The sequence below is a fragment of the Tranquillimonas alkanivorans genome, from assembly GCF_900115595.1.
GTDB classification, from domain to species: Bacteria; Pseudomonadota; Alphaproteobacteria; order Rhodobacterales; family Rhodobacteraceae; genus Tranquillimonas; species Tranquillimonas alkanivorans.
Genome location: NZ_FOXA01000007.1, coordinates 195,378 through 211,660 on the forward strand (window position 1 = coordinate 195,378; position 16,283 = coordinate 211,660).

General features: G+C 66.6%; 15 protein-coding genes, 1 tRNA gene and 1 pseudogene. 4 read left to right on the top strand and 13 right to left on the bottom strand.

The genetic code is table 11. The features are described from left to right. The first annotated feature begins 17 nt into the window (after nucleotides 1–17). Complete coding sequence (gene selD, locus BM162_RS10895; protein WP_093421591.1) at nucleotides 18–2,204, top strand: selenide, water dikinase SelD; 2,187 nt, start codon at nucleotides 18–20, stop codon at nucleotides 2,202–2,204. A 190-nt stretch (nucleotides 2,205–2,394) separates the two neighbouring features. Here the strand turns inward: selD and mnmH are convergent, their stop codons facing one another. The 5 genes from mnmH to BM162_RS10920 all read right to left on the bottom strand — a co-directional run bounded on the left by mnmH (nucleotide 2,395) and on the right by BM162_RS10920 (nucleotide 8,563). Then, nucleotides 2,395–3,444, bottom strand: a complete 1,050-nt coding sequence (gene mnmH, locus BM162_RS10900) for a tRNA 2-selenouridine(34) synthase MnmH (protein ID WP_093421594.1) — start codon at nucleotides 3,442–3,444, stop codon at nucleotides 2,395–2,397. Between the two features lie 18 nt (nucleotides 3,445–3,462). Continuing rightward, entirely contained in the window at nucleotides 3,463–4,353 is an 891-nt protein-coding gene (locus BM162_RS10905; protein WP_177215132.1) for an NAD(P)/FAD-dependent oxidoreductase, read from the bottom strand. A gap of 61 nt (nucleotides 4,354–4,414) precedes the next feature. Continuing rightward, nucleotides 4,415–6,025 carry an FMN-binding glutamate synthase family protein gene (locus tag BM162_RS10910; protein ID WP_439332832.1) on the bottom strand — a complete coding sequence of 537 codons (1,611 nt, stop codon included), beginning with the start codon at nucleotides 6,023–6,025 and terminating at the stop codon, nucleotides 4,415–4,417. A 140-nt stretch (nucleotides 6,026–6,165) separates the two neighbouring features. Beyond that, on the bottom strand, nucleotides 6,166–7,575 hold the full coding sequence (gene ligM / locus BM162_RS10915; protein ID WP_093421599.1) for a vanillate/3-O-methylgallate O-demethylase: 1,410 nt from the start codon (nucleotides 7,573–7,575) through the stop codon (nucleotides 6,166–6,168). Nucleotides 7,576–7,804: 229 nt separating this feature from the next. Beyond that, nucleotides 7,805–8,563, bottom strand: coding sequence for a DEAD/DEAH box-containing ATP-dependent helicase (locus BM162_RS10920; protein WP_093421601.1), 759 nt, complete (start codon nucleotides 8,561–8,563; stop codon nucleotides 7,805–7,807). Nucleotides 8,564–8,942: 379 nt separating this feature from the next. Here BM162_RS10920 and BM162_RS10925 point away from each other — a divergent pair. Next, nucleotides 8,943–9,018, top strand: a tRNA-Thr gene (locus BM162_RS10925). A 211-nt stretch (nucleotides 9,019–9,229) separates the two neighbouring features. Next, complete coding sequence (locus tag BM162_RS10930) at nucleotides 9,230–9,424, top strand: hypothetical protein (RefSeq protein WP_093421604.1); 195 nt, start codon at nucleotides 9,230–9,232, stop codon at nucleotides 9,422–9,424. Between the two features lie 311 nt (nucleotides 9,425–9,735). Here the strand turns inward: BM162_RS10930 and BM162_RS10935 are convergent, their stop codons facing one another. Continuing rightward, nucleotides 9,736–10,173, bottom strand: a complete 438-nt coding sequence (locus tag BM162_RS10935) for a hypothetical protein (RefSeq protein ID WP_143096139.1) — start codon at nucleotides 10,171–10,173, stop codon at nucleotides 9,736–9,738. Further along, nucleotides 10,170–10,739 carry a hypothetical protein gene (locus BM162_RS22400; RefSeq protein ID WP_143096140.1) on the bottom strand — a complete coding sequence of 190 codons (570 nt, stop codon included), beginning with the start codon at nucleotides 10,737–10,739 and terminating at the stop codon, nucleotides 10,170–10,172. Before BM162_RS22400 ends, BM162_RS10935 begins: the two co-directional genes overlap by 4 nt. Nucleotides 10,740–11,757: 1,018 nt before the next feature. On the opposite strand from BM162_RS22400, the gene BM162_RS10945 reads away from it, so the two are divergent. Next, nucleotides 11,758–12,219 (top strand): hypothetical protein, encoded by a 462-nt coding sequence (locus tag BM162_RS10945; RefSeq protein ID WP_093421612.1) that lies wholly within the window; start codon nucleotides 11,758–11,760, stop codon nucleotides 12,217–12,219. Between the two features lie 82 nt (nucleotides 12,220–12,301). Here BM162_RS10945 and BM162_RS10950 read toward each other — a convergent pair whose 3' ends face one another. From BM162_RS10950 to BM162_RS10975, 6 genes and pseudogenes are all read right to left on the bottom strand, one after another. Continuing rightward, entirely contained in the window at nucleotides 12,302–12,967 is a 666-nt protein-coding gene (locus tag BM162_RS10950) for a DNA-binding protein (RefSeq protein ID WP_093421614.1), read from the bottom strand. 143 nt (nucleotides 12,968–13,110) lie between these two features. Beyond that, the gene (locus BM162_RS10955) at nucleotides 13,111–14,031 is read right to left on the bottom strand and encodes a restriction endonuclease (RefSeq protein WP_093421617.1); all 921 of its coding nucleotides are present in this window, start codon (nucleotides 14,029–14,031) and stop codon (nucleotides 13,111–13,113) included. Further along, nucleotides 14,021–14,539, bottom strand: a complete 519-nt coding sequence (locus tag BM162_RS10960; RefSeq protein WP_245759236.1) for an RNA-binding protein — start codon at nucleotides 14,537–14,539, stop codon at nucleotides 14,021–14,023. Before BM162_RS10960 ends, BM162_RS10955 begins: the two co-directional genes overlap by 11 nt. Then, nucleotides 14,532–15,260: a DNA methyltransferase family protein gene (locus BM162_RS10965; protein WP_218153085.1), complete on the bottom strand. Its 729-nt coding sequence runs from the start codon at nucleotides 15,258–15,260 to the stop codon at nucleotides 14,532–14,534. The genes BM162_RS10960 and BM162_RS10965 overlap by 8 nt, the downstream gene beginning before the upstream one ends. Further along, nucleotides 15,187–15,720 (bottom strand): DNA methyltransferase, encoded by a 534-nt coding sequence (locus tag BM162_RS10970; RefSeq protein WP_143096142.1) that lies wholly within the window; start codon nucleotides 15,718–15,720, stop codon nucleotides 15,187–15,189. Before BM162_RS10970 ends, BM162_RS10965 begins: the two co-directional genes overlap by 74 nt. Nucleotides 15,721–15,734: 14 nt before the next feature. After that, nucleotides 15,735–16,283, bottom strand: a pseudogene (locus BM162_RS10975) (IS3 family transposase); the annotation flags it as partial.

The window sequence follows — 16,283 nt, forward strand, 5'->3', positions numbered from 1 at the left end:
ACGCGAAGGACCGCCCCATGATGCAGACCATTCCCCACACCCGCGACATCGTGCTGATCGGGGGCGGCCACGCCCACGCGCTGGTCCTGCGCCGCTGGGGCATGAAACCGCTGCCCGGCGCGCGGCTGACGCTGATCAACCCGGGCCCCTCTGCCCCCTATACCGGCATGCTGCCGGGCTTCGTCGCCGGGCACTACCGGCGCGAGGAGCTGGATATCGACCTTGTCCGTCTTGCCCGCTTCGCCGGTGCGCGGCTGATCCTGGGCAAGGCCGACGCGCTCGACCGCGAGGCCAAGCGCGTGCACGTCGCCGGGCGGGGCTGGATTGGCTACGACCTCGTCTCGCTCGACATCGGCATCCATGCCGAAATGCCATCGCTGCCGGGCTTCGCCGCCCACGCCGTCGCCGCCAAGCCGCTGGAGCGGCTGGCCGAGGCCTGGACGGCGCATCTTGAGCGGCTGCGCGCCTGCCCCGAGGCGGCCGAGGCCGGCGCGGCGGTGATCGGCGGCGGCGTGGGCGGGGTCGAGCTGTCGATGGCGCTGGCGCATGGCGGGGCGCAGGCGGCAGGGCGGCGGATGCCGGTGACGCTGATCGACCACCACGGGGTTCTGCCGGAACTCGCCCCCTCCTCCACCGGCGCGCTCCGGCGGCGGATGGAGAAGATGGGCGTGACGGTGATCGAGCGCGCCGAGGTGGCCGAGGTCGGCCCCGGCGCCGTGCGCCTCGCCGACGGGCGCGAGCTCCGCTCGGCCTTCACCGTGGGCGCGGCGGGGGCGCGGCCCTATGACTGGCTGGGCGCGACGGGGCTGGAGCTGGAGGACGGCTTCGTGAAGGTGGGCGCGACCCTGCGCAGCGTCTCCGACCCCTCGGTCTTCGCCGTGGGCGACTGCGCCCACCTGACCCACGCGCCACGGCCCAAGGCGGGCGTCTTCGCGGTCCGCGAGGCGCCGGTGCTGCACGCCAACCTGCGCGCGGCGCTGGGGGCCGGACGGTGGCGCGTCTACGGGCCGCAGAAGGATTACCTCAAGCTCATCTCGGTGGGCGAGAAGGCGGCGGTGGCGGACCGGTCGGGACGCGAGATCGAAGGGCGCTGGCTCTGGCGCTGGAAGAACCACATCGACCAGAAGTTCATGGACAAGTTCCGCGACCTGCCCGAGATGCCCGCGCCCGCCCTGCCCCGGAAGGTAGCTGAAGGGGTGCGGGACGAGATGCACGGCGGCCAGCCCGTCTGCGGCGGCTGCGGCGCCAAGGTGGCGCAGAACGCGCTGGTCTCGGCCCTCGCCGACCTGCCCCGCCGGCGGGCCGATGTCGAGACGGGCGCGGGCGACGACGCGGCGGTGCTGGTGATGGGCGGCACGCGGCAGGTGGTGACGACCGACCACCTGCGCGCGGTGACCGAGGACCCGTTCGTCATGGCGCGGATCGCGGCGCACCACGCCCTCGGCGACGTCTGGGCGATGGGCGCGGCCCCGCAGGCGGCGCTGCCCGCGCTCACCCTGCCCCGGCTATCGCCAAGGCTTCAGGCCCGGACACTTGGCGAGATCATGGAGGCCGCCGGCGCGGTGTTCGCGGACGCGGGGGCCGAGATCGTCGGCGGCCACACGGCCACCGGCGCGGAGCTGTCGATCGGCTTCACGGTGACGGGGCTGCTCGATGGGCCTGCCATCACGCTTGCCGGCGCGCGGCCTGGCGACCGGCTGATTCTGACGAAACCGCTTGGCTCCGGCACGATCATGGCGGCCGAGATGGGGCTGAAGGCGAAGGGCGCGTGGGTGGCGTTGGCGCTCGAGCTGATGCAGCAGGGACAGGGCGCTGCGGCAACGATCCTGCGCGACGCGCACGCGATGACCGACGTGACGGGCTTCGGGCTGGCCGGGCACCTGCTGGCGATGCTCGACGCCTCGGGCGTCGGGGCGGAATTGCGGCTGGATGACGTGCCACTGATGGAAGGCGCGGCGGAACTGGCGGCGGGTGGCGTCCGCTCGACGCTCTGGAGCGCGAACACGGCGGCGGCGGCGCGGACGACGCTACGCGCGCCCGAGGACGCGCCGCTTCTGTTCGACCCGCAGACGAGCGGCGGCTTGCTGGCGGCAGTGGCGAAAGAGAGCGCGGAGGACCTCGTGCGACGCCTCCGGGACGCTGGATATCCCTCTGCGGAGGTTGGAGAAATCGTGGACGGGCCGCCAATTCTCGTTATCCGCTGAACGCATCCGCGCGGTGCGCGGCCATCGCGCGTCGGTGTTTCCTCTTGAGATAAATACTCCCGCCGGAGGCATCCCGCGCCAACCGCCCGCGCGTCGTTCGACCGGCGGCGCGCCACTTCAACCAGGCCGGCCGGGCCGGCGCGGACGGCCGCTACCGTCTGTTGCGCCTACTCGAGCCGCTCCCGGAGACTCACCTGCGCTCCGCGACGATCGCCGCCACCCGGTCCGCCGCCCGCTCCAGCGCATCGGGGTCCAGCGTCTCGGTCTCGACGCGGCCGAGCCAGCGGTTGTCGTCGCCGCGCTGGCGGGTGTAGCGGGGGTCGTAGTGGTGGATCACCAGTTCCTCGGCGAGCGAGGCGAAGTCCTCGCGCTCGACCAGCCCCTGCCAGTGCTCCACCCTCTCGCGCCCCTGCAGGCGCTTCAGAGACGCCACCACGCGCGTCAGCGTCTCGCGGTCGCGGATGATGTCGTCGTAGGCGCTCACGAGGTAGCGGACGCGCGCCGCGACCGGAGCGGCGATTTCGATCCGGGGCGCGTCGCGCATGGCCTTCCACAGCGACGGCGGCACGATGCGTGCGCCGACCTTGCTGCTTTCGGCCTCGACGACGACAGGGCGGCTCGGGTCCAGCGCGACCATCTCGCGCGCGAGCGCCGTCTCGAAGCCCTTCTGCTCGGGCTGCTCGCCCATGCCGCCGAAGACCGAGCCGCGGTGGTTGGCCAGCCCCTCGAGGTCGAGCGCCTGCACGCCCCGCGCCTTCAGCAATTCGAGGATGTCCGTCTTCGCCGTCCCGGTGTTCCCGTCGAGCAGGATCACCGGAGGCTCGAACGGCAGGTCGTAAAGCACCGACTTCACCGCCCGGCGATAGGTCTGATAGCCGCCCTCGATCAGGTCCACCCGCCAGCCGATCTGCGACAGGATCGCGGCGAAGGAGCCCGAGCGCTGCCCGCCGCGCCAGCAATATACCAGCGGCCGCCAGCCGCCGTCCTTGTCGCGCAGCGGTCCCTCGATATGGCGCGCGGCATTGCGGGCGACGAGCGCCGCGCCGATCTTGCGCGCCTTGAAGGGCGCGTCCTGGACATAGATGGTGCCGACCTCCGCCCTCTCTTCGTTCGAGAGGACGGGAAGGTTGATCGCGCCGGGGACGTGGTCCTCGGCGAATTCCGCCGGGGAGCGCACGTCGATCACGGTGTCGAAGCCGTGGGCGTAAAGCTCCGGCAGGGTGTTGAAGCGAAAGGCCATGTCCGGCCTCTTAGCGCCTCAGACCGCCTTCGGGAAGCTCTGCTCCATCACGGCGCGCGCCATCGCGTTGGCGGACTGCCAGGCGTGGTCGGCGGTGTCGCCGAGCGTCCAGTCGCCGCCCACGAACAATCCGTCAGCGCCGGTCAGGAACGGCCGGCCCAGCGGCTCCTCGGCCCAGGCGAAGCGCCAGCGGTGTGCTTCGGCGAACAACGGCTCGGGCGCGCTGAGCGCGGCGATCAGGCGAGCCGAGGCGTCGACGCGCTCGATCTCGAGCTGGGCGCGTGTCCACTCGGGGCGCGAATGCGCGACGAGCAGCGGCTTGTCCTCGCGGCCCGGACGGTCGCTCGACCACGTCAGGCGCGAGAACACGTTCGGATCGGGCAGGATCATGGGAAGCTGGTCCCACGCCGCCATCAGCGTCCAGACCGGCGCCATCTCGACCCGGTTCAGCGCGCCTGCGTCATCCAGGTACTCGCCCAGAAGCTCGGCGGCCTGCGGCGCCGGGATGGTCGATATCACGGTCGCGAACGGGCCGAATGTCTCGTCCCCCGCCGACAGCCACCAGCCATCCGCGTCGCGCTGCACCTTGTCGATCCTGACCTCGGTGCGCACGTCGAGACCCATGGCGATGGGCTTCACGAAATCGCTCATCCCCGGCTTGCCGACGAAGCTGCGGCTTTTCGTCATCTCGATGGCCGAGCCCGCCTGCACCAGCTGCCCGCAGAGCTTGCGGAAGCCGTCGCTTTTCGGGTGCACCTCGAGCGCGCCATGGTCGAAATCGCCCGCGTCGGTATGGCGCGTGGCAAGGCGTCCACCAACGCTCCTGCCCTTGTCGAATACATTTACGGCGTGCCCGGCTTCAGCCAGTTGACGCGCCGCGCTCAGGCCGGCGAGTCCGGCTCCAATCACTGCTATATCTGTTTTCCCCATGGCGCGGGACATAGCGCGAGCGGGCCCGGGTTCCAACCCCTCAGTCCGGCGGGGCGAAGCTGTCGGCCCTCGCGCGGTGCCAGCGTCCGAGGTATCCGCAACCGTCATCCTCCTCGCGCAGCAGGAAACCCTCGGGCAGATACGGCCACGTTTCGTCCCCTGTCATCATCTCCGCGTCCTTTTCCCGCGTCATGAAATGGCGCGGCAGGAAGGCGCTGGGATGGGCAAGTCCGGCGGCGCCCGTGATCTCGGCCAGCGCGCGCAGGGTGTTCTCGTGATAACGCGCGACGCGGATCGACTTGTCGCCGACGTGCAGCGCACGCTGACGCAGCGGGTCGTTGGTGGTCACGCCGGTGGGGCAGCGGTTGGTGTGGCAGGCCTGCGCCTGGATGCAGCCAACGGCGAACATGAAGCCGCGCCCGCAATTAGCCCAGTCGGCGCCCAGCGCCAGCGCGCGGGCGATGTCGAAAGCCGAGACCAGCTTGCCCGCCGCCCCGATGCGGACCTGGTCGCGCAGGCCTGCGCCGCGCAGGGTGTTGTGCACGAAGGTCAGCCCCTCGGTCAGCGGCATGCCAACGTGGTTCGCGAATTCCACCGGCGCGGCGCCGGTGCCGCCTTCCTTGCCGTCGACGATGATGAAGTCGGGCGCGATGCCGGTTTCGAGCATCGCTTTGACCATGCACATAAACTCGCGCCGGTGGCCGATGCAAAGCTTGAAGCCGATGGGTTTGCCGCCGGACAAGAGGCGCAGCTGGGCGATGAACTCCATCATCTCGATGGGCGTCGAGAAGGCCGAGTGCGAGGGCGGCGAGATGCAGTCGCGCCCCATGGGGATGCCGCGTGCCTCGGCGATCTCGGGCGTGATCTTGGCCGCCGGCAGGACGCCGCCGTGGCCGGGCTTGGCGCCCTGGCTGACCTTGATCTCGACCATCTTCACCTGCGGATCGGTCGCTTGATCGGCAAATTTGCCGGGGTCGAACTCGCCCACTTGGTTGCGGCAGCCGAAATAGCCCGAGCCGAGCTCCCAGATCAGATCGCCGCCGCCTTCGCGGTGATACCGGCTGATCCCGCCCTCTCCGGTGTCCTGTGCAAAACCGCCCAATTTCGCGCCCCGGTTCAAAGCCGAGACGGCGTTGGGCGACAGGGACCCGAAGCTCATCGCCGAGATATTGTAGATCGAGGCGGCATAGGGCTGCTTGCAGTCCGGTCCGCCCACGGTGACCCGGAAGTCGTGGTCGTCGATGTGCACCGCCCGGACAGAGTGGGTGAGCCACGAATAACCCGCGTCGTAGACCCGCTCGCGCGTACCGAACGGCCGGTTGCCCTCCACTCCCTTGGCCCGCTGGTAGACGAGCGAGCGCTGTTCGCGGCTGAACGGCTCTTCGTCCTGGTCGCTTTCGATCAGGTACTGGCGGATCTCGGGGCGGATGCCCTCGAACAGGAAGCGCATGTGCCCGATCACGGGATAGTTTCGCAGGATCGCGTGCTTGGGCTGGACCACGTCCCAAAGGCCCAGCAGCGCCATCGGCCCGAAGATCGCCAGCGGCACCAGCGCCCACGGCGTCGCCAGAAGACCGGCCAGCGACAACAGCGCCGCCACCGTCACGCCGATGAATACCGTGTACCGTCTGCCCGATGAGATGCCGCGCACAGAATCCTCCTTCTGCTTCTTCCCGCCCCAACGCGCGAGCGTGGCATTGGTTGTCCTGTGCCTGCAACCGGGCGGGCCGCAAAAGAAAACGCGGCGAAGGTCGCCCTCCGCCGCGCTGCCCGTGAGTGATGGAGGAGCCGTCAGCCCTGCTTGGTGCGCCAGCTGTCGGCGTAGTTCTCGCGCGCCTCGGTCGAGTACGGGGTCGGCGACACGCGCACCCGGATCTCGGCCTGCTTGTGCTTCTCGGTCGAGGTCTTGTCCGAGCCGCCGTTCGGCTCGCCCCAGACCATCGTCAGCACGTCGCCCACCTGCACGTCGTCATCCACGATGCCCAGCGAGAGCATGCAGCGCTCGTTGTACGAGTAGCCGTTGAACATCGACATGCCGACCATCCGGTCGCCCTGCATCACCATGTCGAAGCTCGACGAGGCGTAGTTCGACAGCGGGAAGTCGATCCACTTGTAGTGATCCTCGCCCGGCTTGAAGGCCGAGGCGATGACGTTGACCACGTCCTCGGCGTTCCACTCGAAGGTGACCTTCTTGCGGTTCTTCTGACCCTTCATCTTCTCGACCGCCTCGCGTCCGACGAAGTCGTGGTCGAACTTGGCGTAGATGCCGTAGCCCAACTCGTACGGGTTGGTGTAGTAGTCGCGGATGTCTTTCGACACGTAGCTGCCGCCGATCGAGCCGCCGGCCTCGTAGCTGTCGGCCGCCAGCCATTCGCGGTACTGCTGCATCAGGCCGTCACCGGTGTAGATCGCCGGCAGCGGCGACGGGATCCAGCCCGACTCGAGCGTGTTGGTGGCATAGGCGCGCGAGCCGACCTGCCGCAGGTCGACACCCGCCTCGCGGGCCGAGTCGAGGATCACTTTGCGGATGTAGTCCTTGTCCTCGTACGGACCCCAAAGCTCGAGCCCCGGCGCGCCGGCCATGCCGTGGCGCAGCGCCTGAACCCGCTTCGAGCCGACGTTGATCCAGTCGACGTGGAAGAACTTCACGTCCGGCACCGGACCGCCGTTCATCACGGTGAAGATCTTGTCGGCCTCCGGGCCCTGGATCTGGAACCGGTAATGCGTGCGCGTCACCGCCTTGCCGTCGGGGCGCGAGGGCGAGCGCGGGTCGCGGGTGATGCGGACGTTGAAGGTGCTGACCGCCTGGTTGAACTGCACCCAGTTGGCGGTCGGGGCGCGGCCCACCAGCACGAACTTGTCTTCGCGCTCGCGGAAGATGATCATGTCGCCGATCACGTAGCCTTCGGTCGACACGGGCACGAAGTGCTTGGCGCGGTCGGTGCCGAAATTGGCGAAGCTGTTGATGGCGAGGCTTTCGAGGAAGCGCGCCGCGTCCGGCCCCTCGACGATCAGCTCGTCCATGTGGTGGCTCTGGTCAAACAGCACCGCGCTTTCGCGCCAGGCGCGCTGCTCGTCGCGCCAGTTCGAGAACTCCGGCGCGACGACCGGGTAGACGTAGATGCCGAGCTTGGAGTTGCGCAGCATCCCGACGACGTCGGGGTTTTCCTTGAGGATATCGTCGAGGCTGGTGGCGGTCATGTCGGCTCCTCCCGAGTCAGGCCCAAATGTATACATTCTTGTGACGTGACGCAGCGGGAAAAGCAAGGGGGCGAGACGTGCGAAGTCGGCGCATTGGCAGATACGTGCACGCTCAGGATGCTCAGGGGTTGATGCGTCTTCCGGGCCATGCACGCACGCCGAAGCGCAGTCTGCGCGGTGCGTCCCTTGACGACACTGTATACACTACAACGGAACGGCCGCCATATTTTCAGCGGTCGAGCGCGTCCAGAACCTCGTCGGCCAGTTCCCCGACCGGGCGCGTGCCGTCCAGCCTCAGGAACCGCGCCTCTGGCACTTGCGACAGCGCCGCCACGTACCGCTGCTGCCCCGCGAGATTGGCCGCGATGGCGGCCTCGAACTCCTCTTGCGGGCGATGACCATGGCGAGTCCGGTGGCTCCGGCTGGACTTCATCCGCTCTTTCGCCCGGGCGTAAACCGCTTTCGGTTCGGCCACGAGGCATACGAGCAACCGGTCGCGCAGCAGACCGGACAAGAAAGCCATGTGCTCCGGCTGCCCCTGCTCGGCCAGCTCAAGGATCTGCATGCGGAACTTGCGGAAGATCCCCGTCTCGTCCAGCAGGATCTCTCCGCCCAGCCGCCGCAGGCGGACGTCCTGCTTGAGATAACCGATCTGCCTGTCGAGATACCGCATGCTGCCCTCGAGCGCGCGCCAGTCCATCCTCTCGTACGGCCGCAGTCGTCCGACGACGTAGCTTTCGATCAGCCGCACCTCCACCGGATCGAGCGGCACATCGGTGTAGGCCAGTGCCTCCGGCTGGACGCCCCCGAACCCGCCCCGCCGTGCGATCTCTCGCAGGAGCGTCGACTTGCCGACGGCCGGCGGCCCCAGGAACTCGACCAGCCGCGCCCGACCCGAGACCCGACGATATGCCACGGTCGCTCCATAGGGGGGAAGCAGGGCCGACAGCCCGAAGGCACGGCCGAGCCGGGCGATTGACCGGGTCATCTGCCGGACTCGTCACAGCGGCGGCAGGAGGAGAGCGTGCTTCGGTTCAGCATCTGGAGACACATGAGGTGCAACTTGTACCGGATACGGTGTGCCATTCCCAGCGACTTCTGACAGTCCGCAGCCAGCTTTCCTTGCGCAGCATCGACTGCGGTCCTGCCGGACGCAGTCGCTGAAGCTCTGCCTCAGAGGGCGTCGCGCTGTCCTGCGGGCGACAATTCCAGATGTTGCGCGATGGCCTCTGTCGGATCGCCGGCATCCAGGTGCCCCGTGAGCCTCATCGACCCGCCGGAAGCTCAGAGAAACGCCGCGTCGAGGTCGCCCAACCGGGCCCCTGCAGCCTTGCCTACTCGACTTCAGCGCAGTATCAGACCCTGTGGCCGTCATAGCTCAGTCGGTAGAGCGCCTCACTTGTAATGAGGATGTCCGGGGTTCGAATCCTCGTGGCGGCACCACCGTCAACAGCAAAAAGCCTCGGAAACGTTCAGTTTCCGAGGCTTTTTGCTGTTCTGAGGAAAAACTGCCACACAAATTGCCACACAAGACCGCCAGACAGGCACCCCGGCTCGCGCCTCGCCTGCCGGTAAAATCGGCGGATCAAACCGCATCTCCTGAGCGCCGTCGGAACGACCTCCCTCCAGTCCAAAACTTGCTCTGGAGGAAAAAATGGCGCCCTCGATCAACCGTTTGCTGCAGGCCCGTGATGCTATGTTGACGATCATCTCGTCGCGCGAGGACGGCGCGCGTTACGTTCCGATATTCCTGCGCCTCGAGAAAGAGATCGCCGCGCACAAGGGGACCAACGAAGACTATCAGAGGATCCTGCAGATGGCCGCTGAACGAAGCTCTGCAGCCGCTTGATCTGGGGTCCCATAGCATTTCTCCAGCCCAGCCGGTTCAATTTGGCTCCGCCAACGCTCCTTCCCTCGCCGGAGAGAGCAACGCTAACGATGCGCCGGAACGGCCGGCGCATCCGTAGTTACTCCCACAGCTCTGCGACGAAGTCGTGATCGGTGACTCCGACGCCGCACCAAAACCGGGCAGCATTATCCGGTATCCCACCGACGAATCGCTTGATGCGCTGCGGAGGCCGCCACTGGAAGGTCTCCAGGATCTTGAGCGGCCTGGGCGCTGCGGTCGCGGTCGGCGCGGGCCCTCCGCGCCGGCGAAACCTACTGGTTCAGCAGCTCCTGCGTCGTCCTCATGGCGCTGGTCAGACTGAGCGCAAGCTCGATCTGACCCAGGAGCGCTCGAAGGGGCTTCCTGGCCTGCTCGGCCGCCTTCGCATACCTGGTGAGGCGGGTCTCGTAGACCCGGCAGGGCTCCCTGAGCCAAAGGACGTCATGGGTAGGCCGCTCCACCCTGTACGTGCCAGACGAGATGACCTCATCGAGCGCAGCGTTGGCTTCTCGGAGCAGATCGCGGGTTCGCTTCTCCACGAGCCGTCCCTCAGCGAGCATCGCAACGAGCGTCGACAGATGCTCATGACGATCCTCCGGCAGAAGGGGCGCCACGACGTGCTCGAGGTGTTTGGGCATGGCGTCGGAGAACGCGACGGCGAGTCCGACAGCGTCGCGCAATTGCGCCGTCATATGGTCCTGCATCTTCATCCTGCGGCTCCCAGGTGGTGGCGGACCCTGCGGGGCCTTCCACGAACCTCCACGGCGAAATCGATGCCTCGCCGGGCTGATCGTCTCCTTCCGGTCGGCCTCCCCCCGCGGCGGCGGCCATCTGCGCGAGCATCGCTGAGCGCATGGAGTCGGGCCCGGACCTCCCTGAGGCGCTCCAGCGGCTGGTTTCGCAGTCGGCCCATGAGCGGCGATCCTGTCTCGTCTCGCGGCTCGAAGCCCGGGTTGTCGAGCGTGACGAATATGCGCATCTCCCCGACGAAGCGCGTCGGTCTCAACAGACCGGCGGCCCGGTGGTCGCTCCGGCGGATGACGTCCACTTCGGCATCCTTATTTCGGATCCGCCTGGCGGTGACGCCATATGCGAGCAGTGCGAAGGTCCTGCCGGCAAGCCTCTTGACGTCGAGGACGAGGCAGGGCCGGACATCAGGCGCACCTCCGCGTGAATCGCCTGGAACCGGGAAACGAAAGGCGACGATGTCTCCATGGCGGAGTGCCTCTTTCCAGGTGGATGACGTCGTGCCTTTCGGATTGGTCGCGTCGAGCATGCTGCTCTCCTTTATGTCAGGGTGCGACGCGCCCGGGCCTGCCTCCTCTACTCCCTGGGCAGCGGTGGTCTCTTCGTTGGGGCGCGTCACCAGGAGCGCGCGCAAACGAAGTGACCTCCGCTGTCGATAAATTCCTTGACTTGCTCATGACCGCGTTGGCGCTGTGGCTCTCCCTGGAGCCCGTCCCGGCTTCGTCCCGATCGATAGAGCGGGGCCGATGATTCCTCCCTGAGACCCTGCTCGGGTCGCGGCGGCCACGTCAGGTGGCGCTGCTGTTTCCACGGCGCAAGGACGTCCGGTGCTATCTTCCGGGAAGCCGGGCTCGCCCGGCTTGCTCATTGAGCGGGAGGCGCCGGAAGGTGCCGGGAGCGATTTCCCGGCCGGGAGGGTCGAGGGAGGGCGGAGCACCTCCCCGGCCTCTCGCGGCAGCGAGCCGTCGGAGACGCCCCGCCGGCGAGGCGCGAACAGGGCGTCCATTTATGGGCGCTGGGAAAACGGGTGGGACCCGGCGAAGCCGGGCGGGCCCCGCTTTTCCCTTGTGAGCAATGGAGGAATTCGAATCTGTTCCGATCTCTCGCCTCTCCCCTTCATGAGAAACATTGAGCACGCTGACATCGGATGCGCCAATGCGCCGGGACATTGAAAAATGCGCCCCACGGAAAATCCGGTCAATCTTCTTCGTGATGGACATGAATAACCGAGAGAAACAAGAAACGAGCGGACTCTGTCGCGAGGTCACAAATACTGAGCATATAAGACCAGGATCCGGCGGCATGACCGACGAAACAGGAGCGCCCAAAACCGTCTTCGATATAAAGAGGAAGACGATGTCCGACATAGCCGGATTGACAAGTCACAATAATCGAACGGCAGGCAACCTTCACCACGTCAACCTCAGCCAAACCAGAAACAACATCGTGTTCGTCGGCACGAACTCCGAGTCGATCGCGAAGCAGGGCAATGGGTATCGGAAAACCGGAAGATCCGGGAGAGCTTCGAATACGGCGCCGACGCGGTCATGGAGGAGAAGGTCCAGCACAAGGAAAAGGTGGGCAAACCGGACGGAACGCTCGCGAAAGGTCCGAACTATCCGAAGGAAGAAGCCGAGCAACGCGAGCTGATCAAACGGTTGAAGCCAGCTCTACCGCTGATCCTGAAATTCGCAAAGAAAGCGAAGTCTTACGCCGATCGGGTCGCAACAGAGACGCGCAAGAAGCTTGAGGTTTACGCCCGAATGCAGCTCGACATGGTGCGCGAGGCATGGGCAGAGATCAACCATGAGCGAGCGAAGCTCGGACTGGACCCGATCGGCACGATGGAAAAGGTCCACGAATTTGAAGATGCATGGTTCGAAGACGGCAAAATGAGCCCGAAGGACGAGCAGAGGTTGAAAGAGACGGGGGGCATCCAGGAGCGACCTCTGCCGAAGAACGAGTGGACCAAGATCAGGCGGGAGAAGGTCCTCATCCCGAGCCGCTGATCCCGAAACCACGGCCGGACCAAATCATTACCTAGGAAACACGAGTAGCCGGAGCGGATGTTGTCGCTCCGGCTCTTTCAATTCACGCAGCCTTCTGGTTGCGCGGCTTAGCATCCTTGTCTGCGGGGATGCCATCAGAAGCGGCAGTGTGGGCGTCCTGTCCACCTTCTTCCTCGGCGAAGAGCGGGATCTGCCGGCCGTCGACCGCATCGGCCGTTTCCGCCGACGTGCCCGCTGCGGCACTTACTTCTTCCCGCCCGATCAGCCGTCCTTCCAGTCCGGCGACGACCAGGCGAAGAGCCGCCAACTCCTGCTCAAGCTGCGAACCGCGCTCCTCCGCGGCCTCGGCACGGTCCTTCATGTCATCAAGCTCGATTTCAACGGTCGCGATGTCGCTCTCCCGGTCCGCAAGCTCCTGGCGAAGGGACTTTACCTCTTCCGCATGAGCGCGCCGATCAGCGGCTGCCACTTCGTCGGCGCGACGATAGGCGCCTTCCCACAGGGCAGTGGCGAGATCGGCGATATCCTCCGGCATCTCGGGCACCTGGATCGCCGCGGTGGCCATCGCCTCCTTTTCGGCCGCGATGGCCTTGAGGATGGGCCCAACATCGCGGAACGACCCGCCACCCATCTCCCGGCGAACGCTCGAGTACGTGACGCGCTCGCCCTTTTTCTCAAGCTCAGCAACGGCCGCGCGGACGCTCTTTTCCCGCTGCGCCGATATCTTCTTCGTATCCTTGGTCGCCATTTCCGGCTCCTACCTCTGGTAATGGTAAGCGCGGTACTGCCGCTACCCGCGCTACCACCCCGGCGGGGTGGCAGGCGGGAAGTGGAGTTAGCCGATCGGACACAAAGCCGGTTTGGAGCCTGACGCCAGATTTTTTTCGGAGGTCAGACGCCGTCGAACCAGCCGCCGTCGATCCGCACCCGTTCAACCATCTCGGTGGAGACCCCGAGGCCGTTCTCCTTGAGCAGCTCGCACAATCGGTCGCCGTCTATGAGGTCGATGGCGATGGCGCCGTCCCGGGTCGCCTCCTCGGACGCTGCCGGCGTGTAGTGACCCGTGGTGATGAACAGGCCCTTGTCGGCGCGGCCCTGCAGAGCACCGCGAAAGTCGCGGATCTCCTTCGCACCGACGCCGCCCTTCCAGCGCTTGCACTGAAAGTAGACCTGGAACGAAACGAGGTTCACCCGAAGGACCCCCAGCCCGTCGATGCCGCCGTCTCCGGTCTTGCCGCGCACCTCGACCTTGGTGAACCCGGCCTCGCGGAGAAGCCGCTGTGAAAGCCGCTCGAAGGCATCTGGGGGCATGGAACCCAGCACCGAGAGCGGTGCCGTCTTCCAGTCCTCTTCGTCCGTAGGGCCAGTATCGGTGTCCGCGATGACGACTTCAGCGCCGCCGGGGATATCCTCTGCCGCCTCCTTGGCCTTGCGCTTCTGGCGCGCCTTTTCACGCTCCTCTGCCTGGACCGCCTCGACGATGGCGGCGACAGGGCCGCGGTCATGGATCGCAGTTCCCGCCTCGGTGATTGCCCAGATGCCGCGGGCCGAGTTTTCGACAGCGCCCCCGCGCCGGAGGTATGTCCGGGCCCAGGCAAGGTAGTAGTTCACCTTGAGGCGCTGTTCGTTGTTCGGCATCGGGATCGACTGCTCGGCCTCTGAGAGTCGCTCGATCTCGATGACGGTCTCGTCGATCTCCTGAATGCTTCCTGAGCCGCCCAGGTGCCTGAGGGCATCGAGCGTGGCGAGCATCATGCCCGCGAGGTCCGGAAGTCCCTCAGGTTCGATCGTAAAGCGGCGCTCAGACGGCATAACGGCCCTCCTCGATCACCTCGGCCATGCCGAGGCCCGCGAGCGTCTCGAGAAGCGGCGCAACGGTGGTGGCTCGGCCGCGCATGAAGGTGCGGGCGACGGTTTCCGCGTCGGCCTCGCCCAAGTCCTCCAGCACCTCGCGAACGGCGGAGATCTGGGCGGGGAGCGTCTTGGGCCAAGGAGCCTTGCCAGCTTTTGTGGCGGCGGCGATCTCCAGCTTGCCCTGCCTGGTTTCTGCCGCGCGGCCGTCCGGATTCTGGTAATCCGGGCGGAGCCAGCGGACATGGCCACGAGCTTCTTCTTCTGCACGCTCGTGGTTGAGCGCGACGAGGTTCATCAGGATGTCGTTCTCGGAGAGCTCAACAGGCCAGCCATAGGCGCGCGCCACCTCCGCGTCGATCCGGTCGTGGATGTCCTTCAAGAGGCCGACCAGCCCGTCCTCGTAGGCCTTCTTTTCCTTCCCTTCGATCGCCTCGCCAACCCGGAGCTTCGCGAGGACGTTATACATCTGCGTCAGCGTCAGCTTGGGGTGCAGTGCCTGCCGCTCTTTTCGATGCGCGTCGAGCTCCTCGCCGTATGGCGAGTGCGGCCGCGTCGTCCAAGCCAATCGCGATGAGCATGTTGTCTGGGATGACTTCCGCTTCCAGGAACTGAAAAACGCGGTGCTTGGTTGTCTCGACGGTAGCGATGTAGCGAGGCAGCCCGTGTAAAGCCGGTCGCATGGATCGGCGGGCTTCGCCGAAGATCCACCAATTTCTCCGGTAACCGTCGCGCCGGTTCTGGTCTCGCTCCGGCTTCACGTTGTCGGAGACATGCTGGAACACAGCAGGATAACGCTCCCGCACCTCCTGTTCGGAGAGGCCAAAAAGATCGATCACCATGACGCCGCGCGGTGATGCGGTCAGGTCGCGACCGTTGCGATAGGGGCGGATATGCTGCTCCAGCCCCGGGAACGAGCCGAGGCCGAGATCGCGCGCCCGCTCGGGAGAGACGATGAAGCCCGCGCCAATTAGCTGCATGCCGCGGTAGCCAAGTCCCGAGTTCGCCCGCAACTCCAGCGCGCCAGCCACATCCGCGCCAATCCTGAGGTTCGAGAAGATCAGCCCAAGCTCAGTTTTCAGCTCGACCTGCCGCCCCTCGGCCTCGTTCCGCTCGCTACTCTCGGACACGACCGTAACCAGCCGCCCCGGGCGGTTGCCCGTCGCGGCCACCGTCATGCCGATGCGCACTGCCGCGCCGTCCACAGTGTCCACCCAAGGGTGGTCCGGGATGGCGAAGAGCAGCGACAGGGGGGCGGTTGGTATCGCCCAGATGCGGCTCCAGCACGCGCCGGTTGAAGGTCTGGCGCAGCGAGTTCGTTGTGATGAGGCCGAACCGGCGCAGACCACTCTGGCCGTCATAGGCGCGCGCCTTCAGGGCCGCCTTCTCCCACCAGAACATCACCAAGTCCGCGCTTTGCGGCATCTTCGGACACGCCTGCCAGAGCGCCTCGACATAACCATCCCCGAGCGCCTCGCGCATCCGGCTGGCCCCGATGAACGGCGGGTTGCCGACGATGAAGGTGGCCTCGGGCCACTCCGCCGGGCGCGGATCAGCGTAGTCGTAGATCTGCACCCGCGCCGACGGGTCCGGCACCTCCTCACCCGTCGCCGGGTGGCGCATAGTCGTCACCCCATCCCAGCGTGTCACCGGCGCGCCATCCTCGCCCAGTCCATGATCGCGACCAGATAGAGAAAGCCGCGCCGCATCGGGATGTAACTGATATCGGCGCACCAGACGTGATTTGGCCGGTCGATGGTCACTCCTCGCAGCAGGTATGGCCATTTGCGGTGCTCCGGGTGGGGCACCGTGGTGCGGGGGCGCTGGTAGACGGCCCGCAGCCCCATCTTCGCCATCAGCCGCCGGACGCGCTTGCGCCCGACGCTGTAGCCCTGGTTGCGCAGGTGACGCGCCATCTGTCGGCTGCCGTAGAACGGCGTCTCCATGAACTGCGCGTCGATCAGCTTCATCAGCGCCAGGTTCAAGGCACTCTCGCCCTTACCGGGGCCATACCACGCCGACCGGCTGATGCCGATCAGCGCGCATTGACGGGTGATCGACAGCGCCGGGTGCCGCGTTTCGATCATTTCACGCCTCCGGGCCACGCTCAACGGCCGGAGGCTTTGGCTAAAAAATCTCGTTCCACCACGAGCTGGCCGATCTTGGCGTGCAGCTTTTCAATCTCGCCCACCTTCTCGGCGGCCTTCACCTCG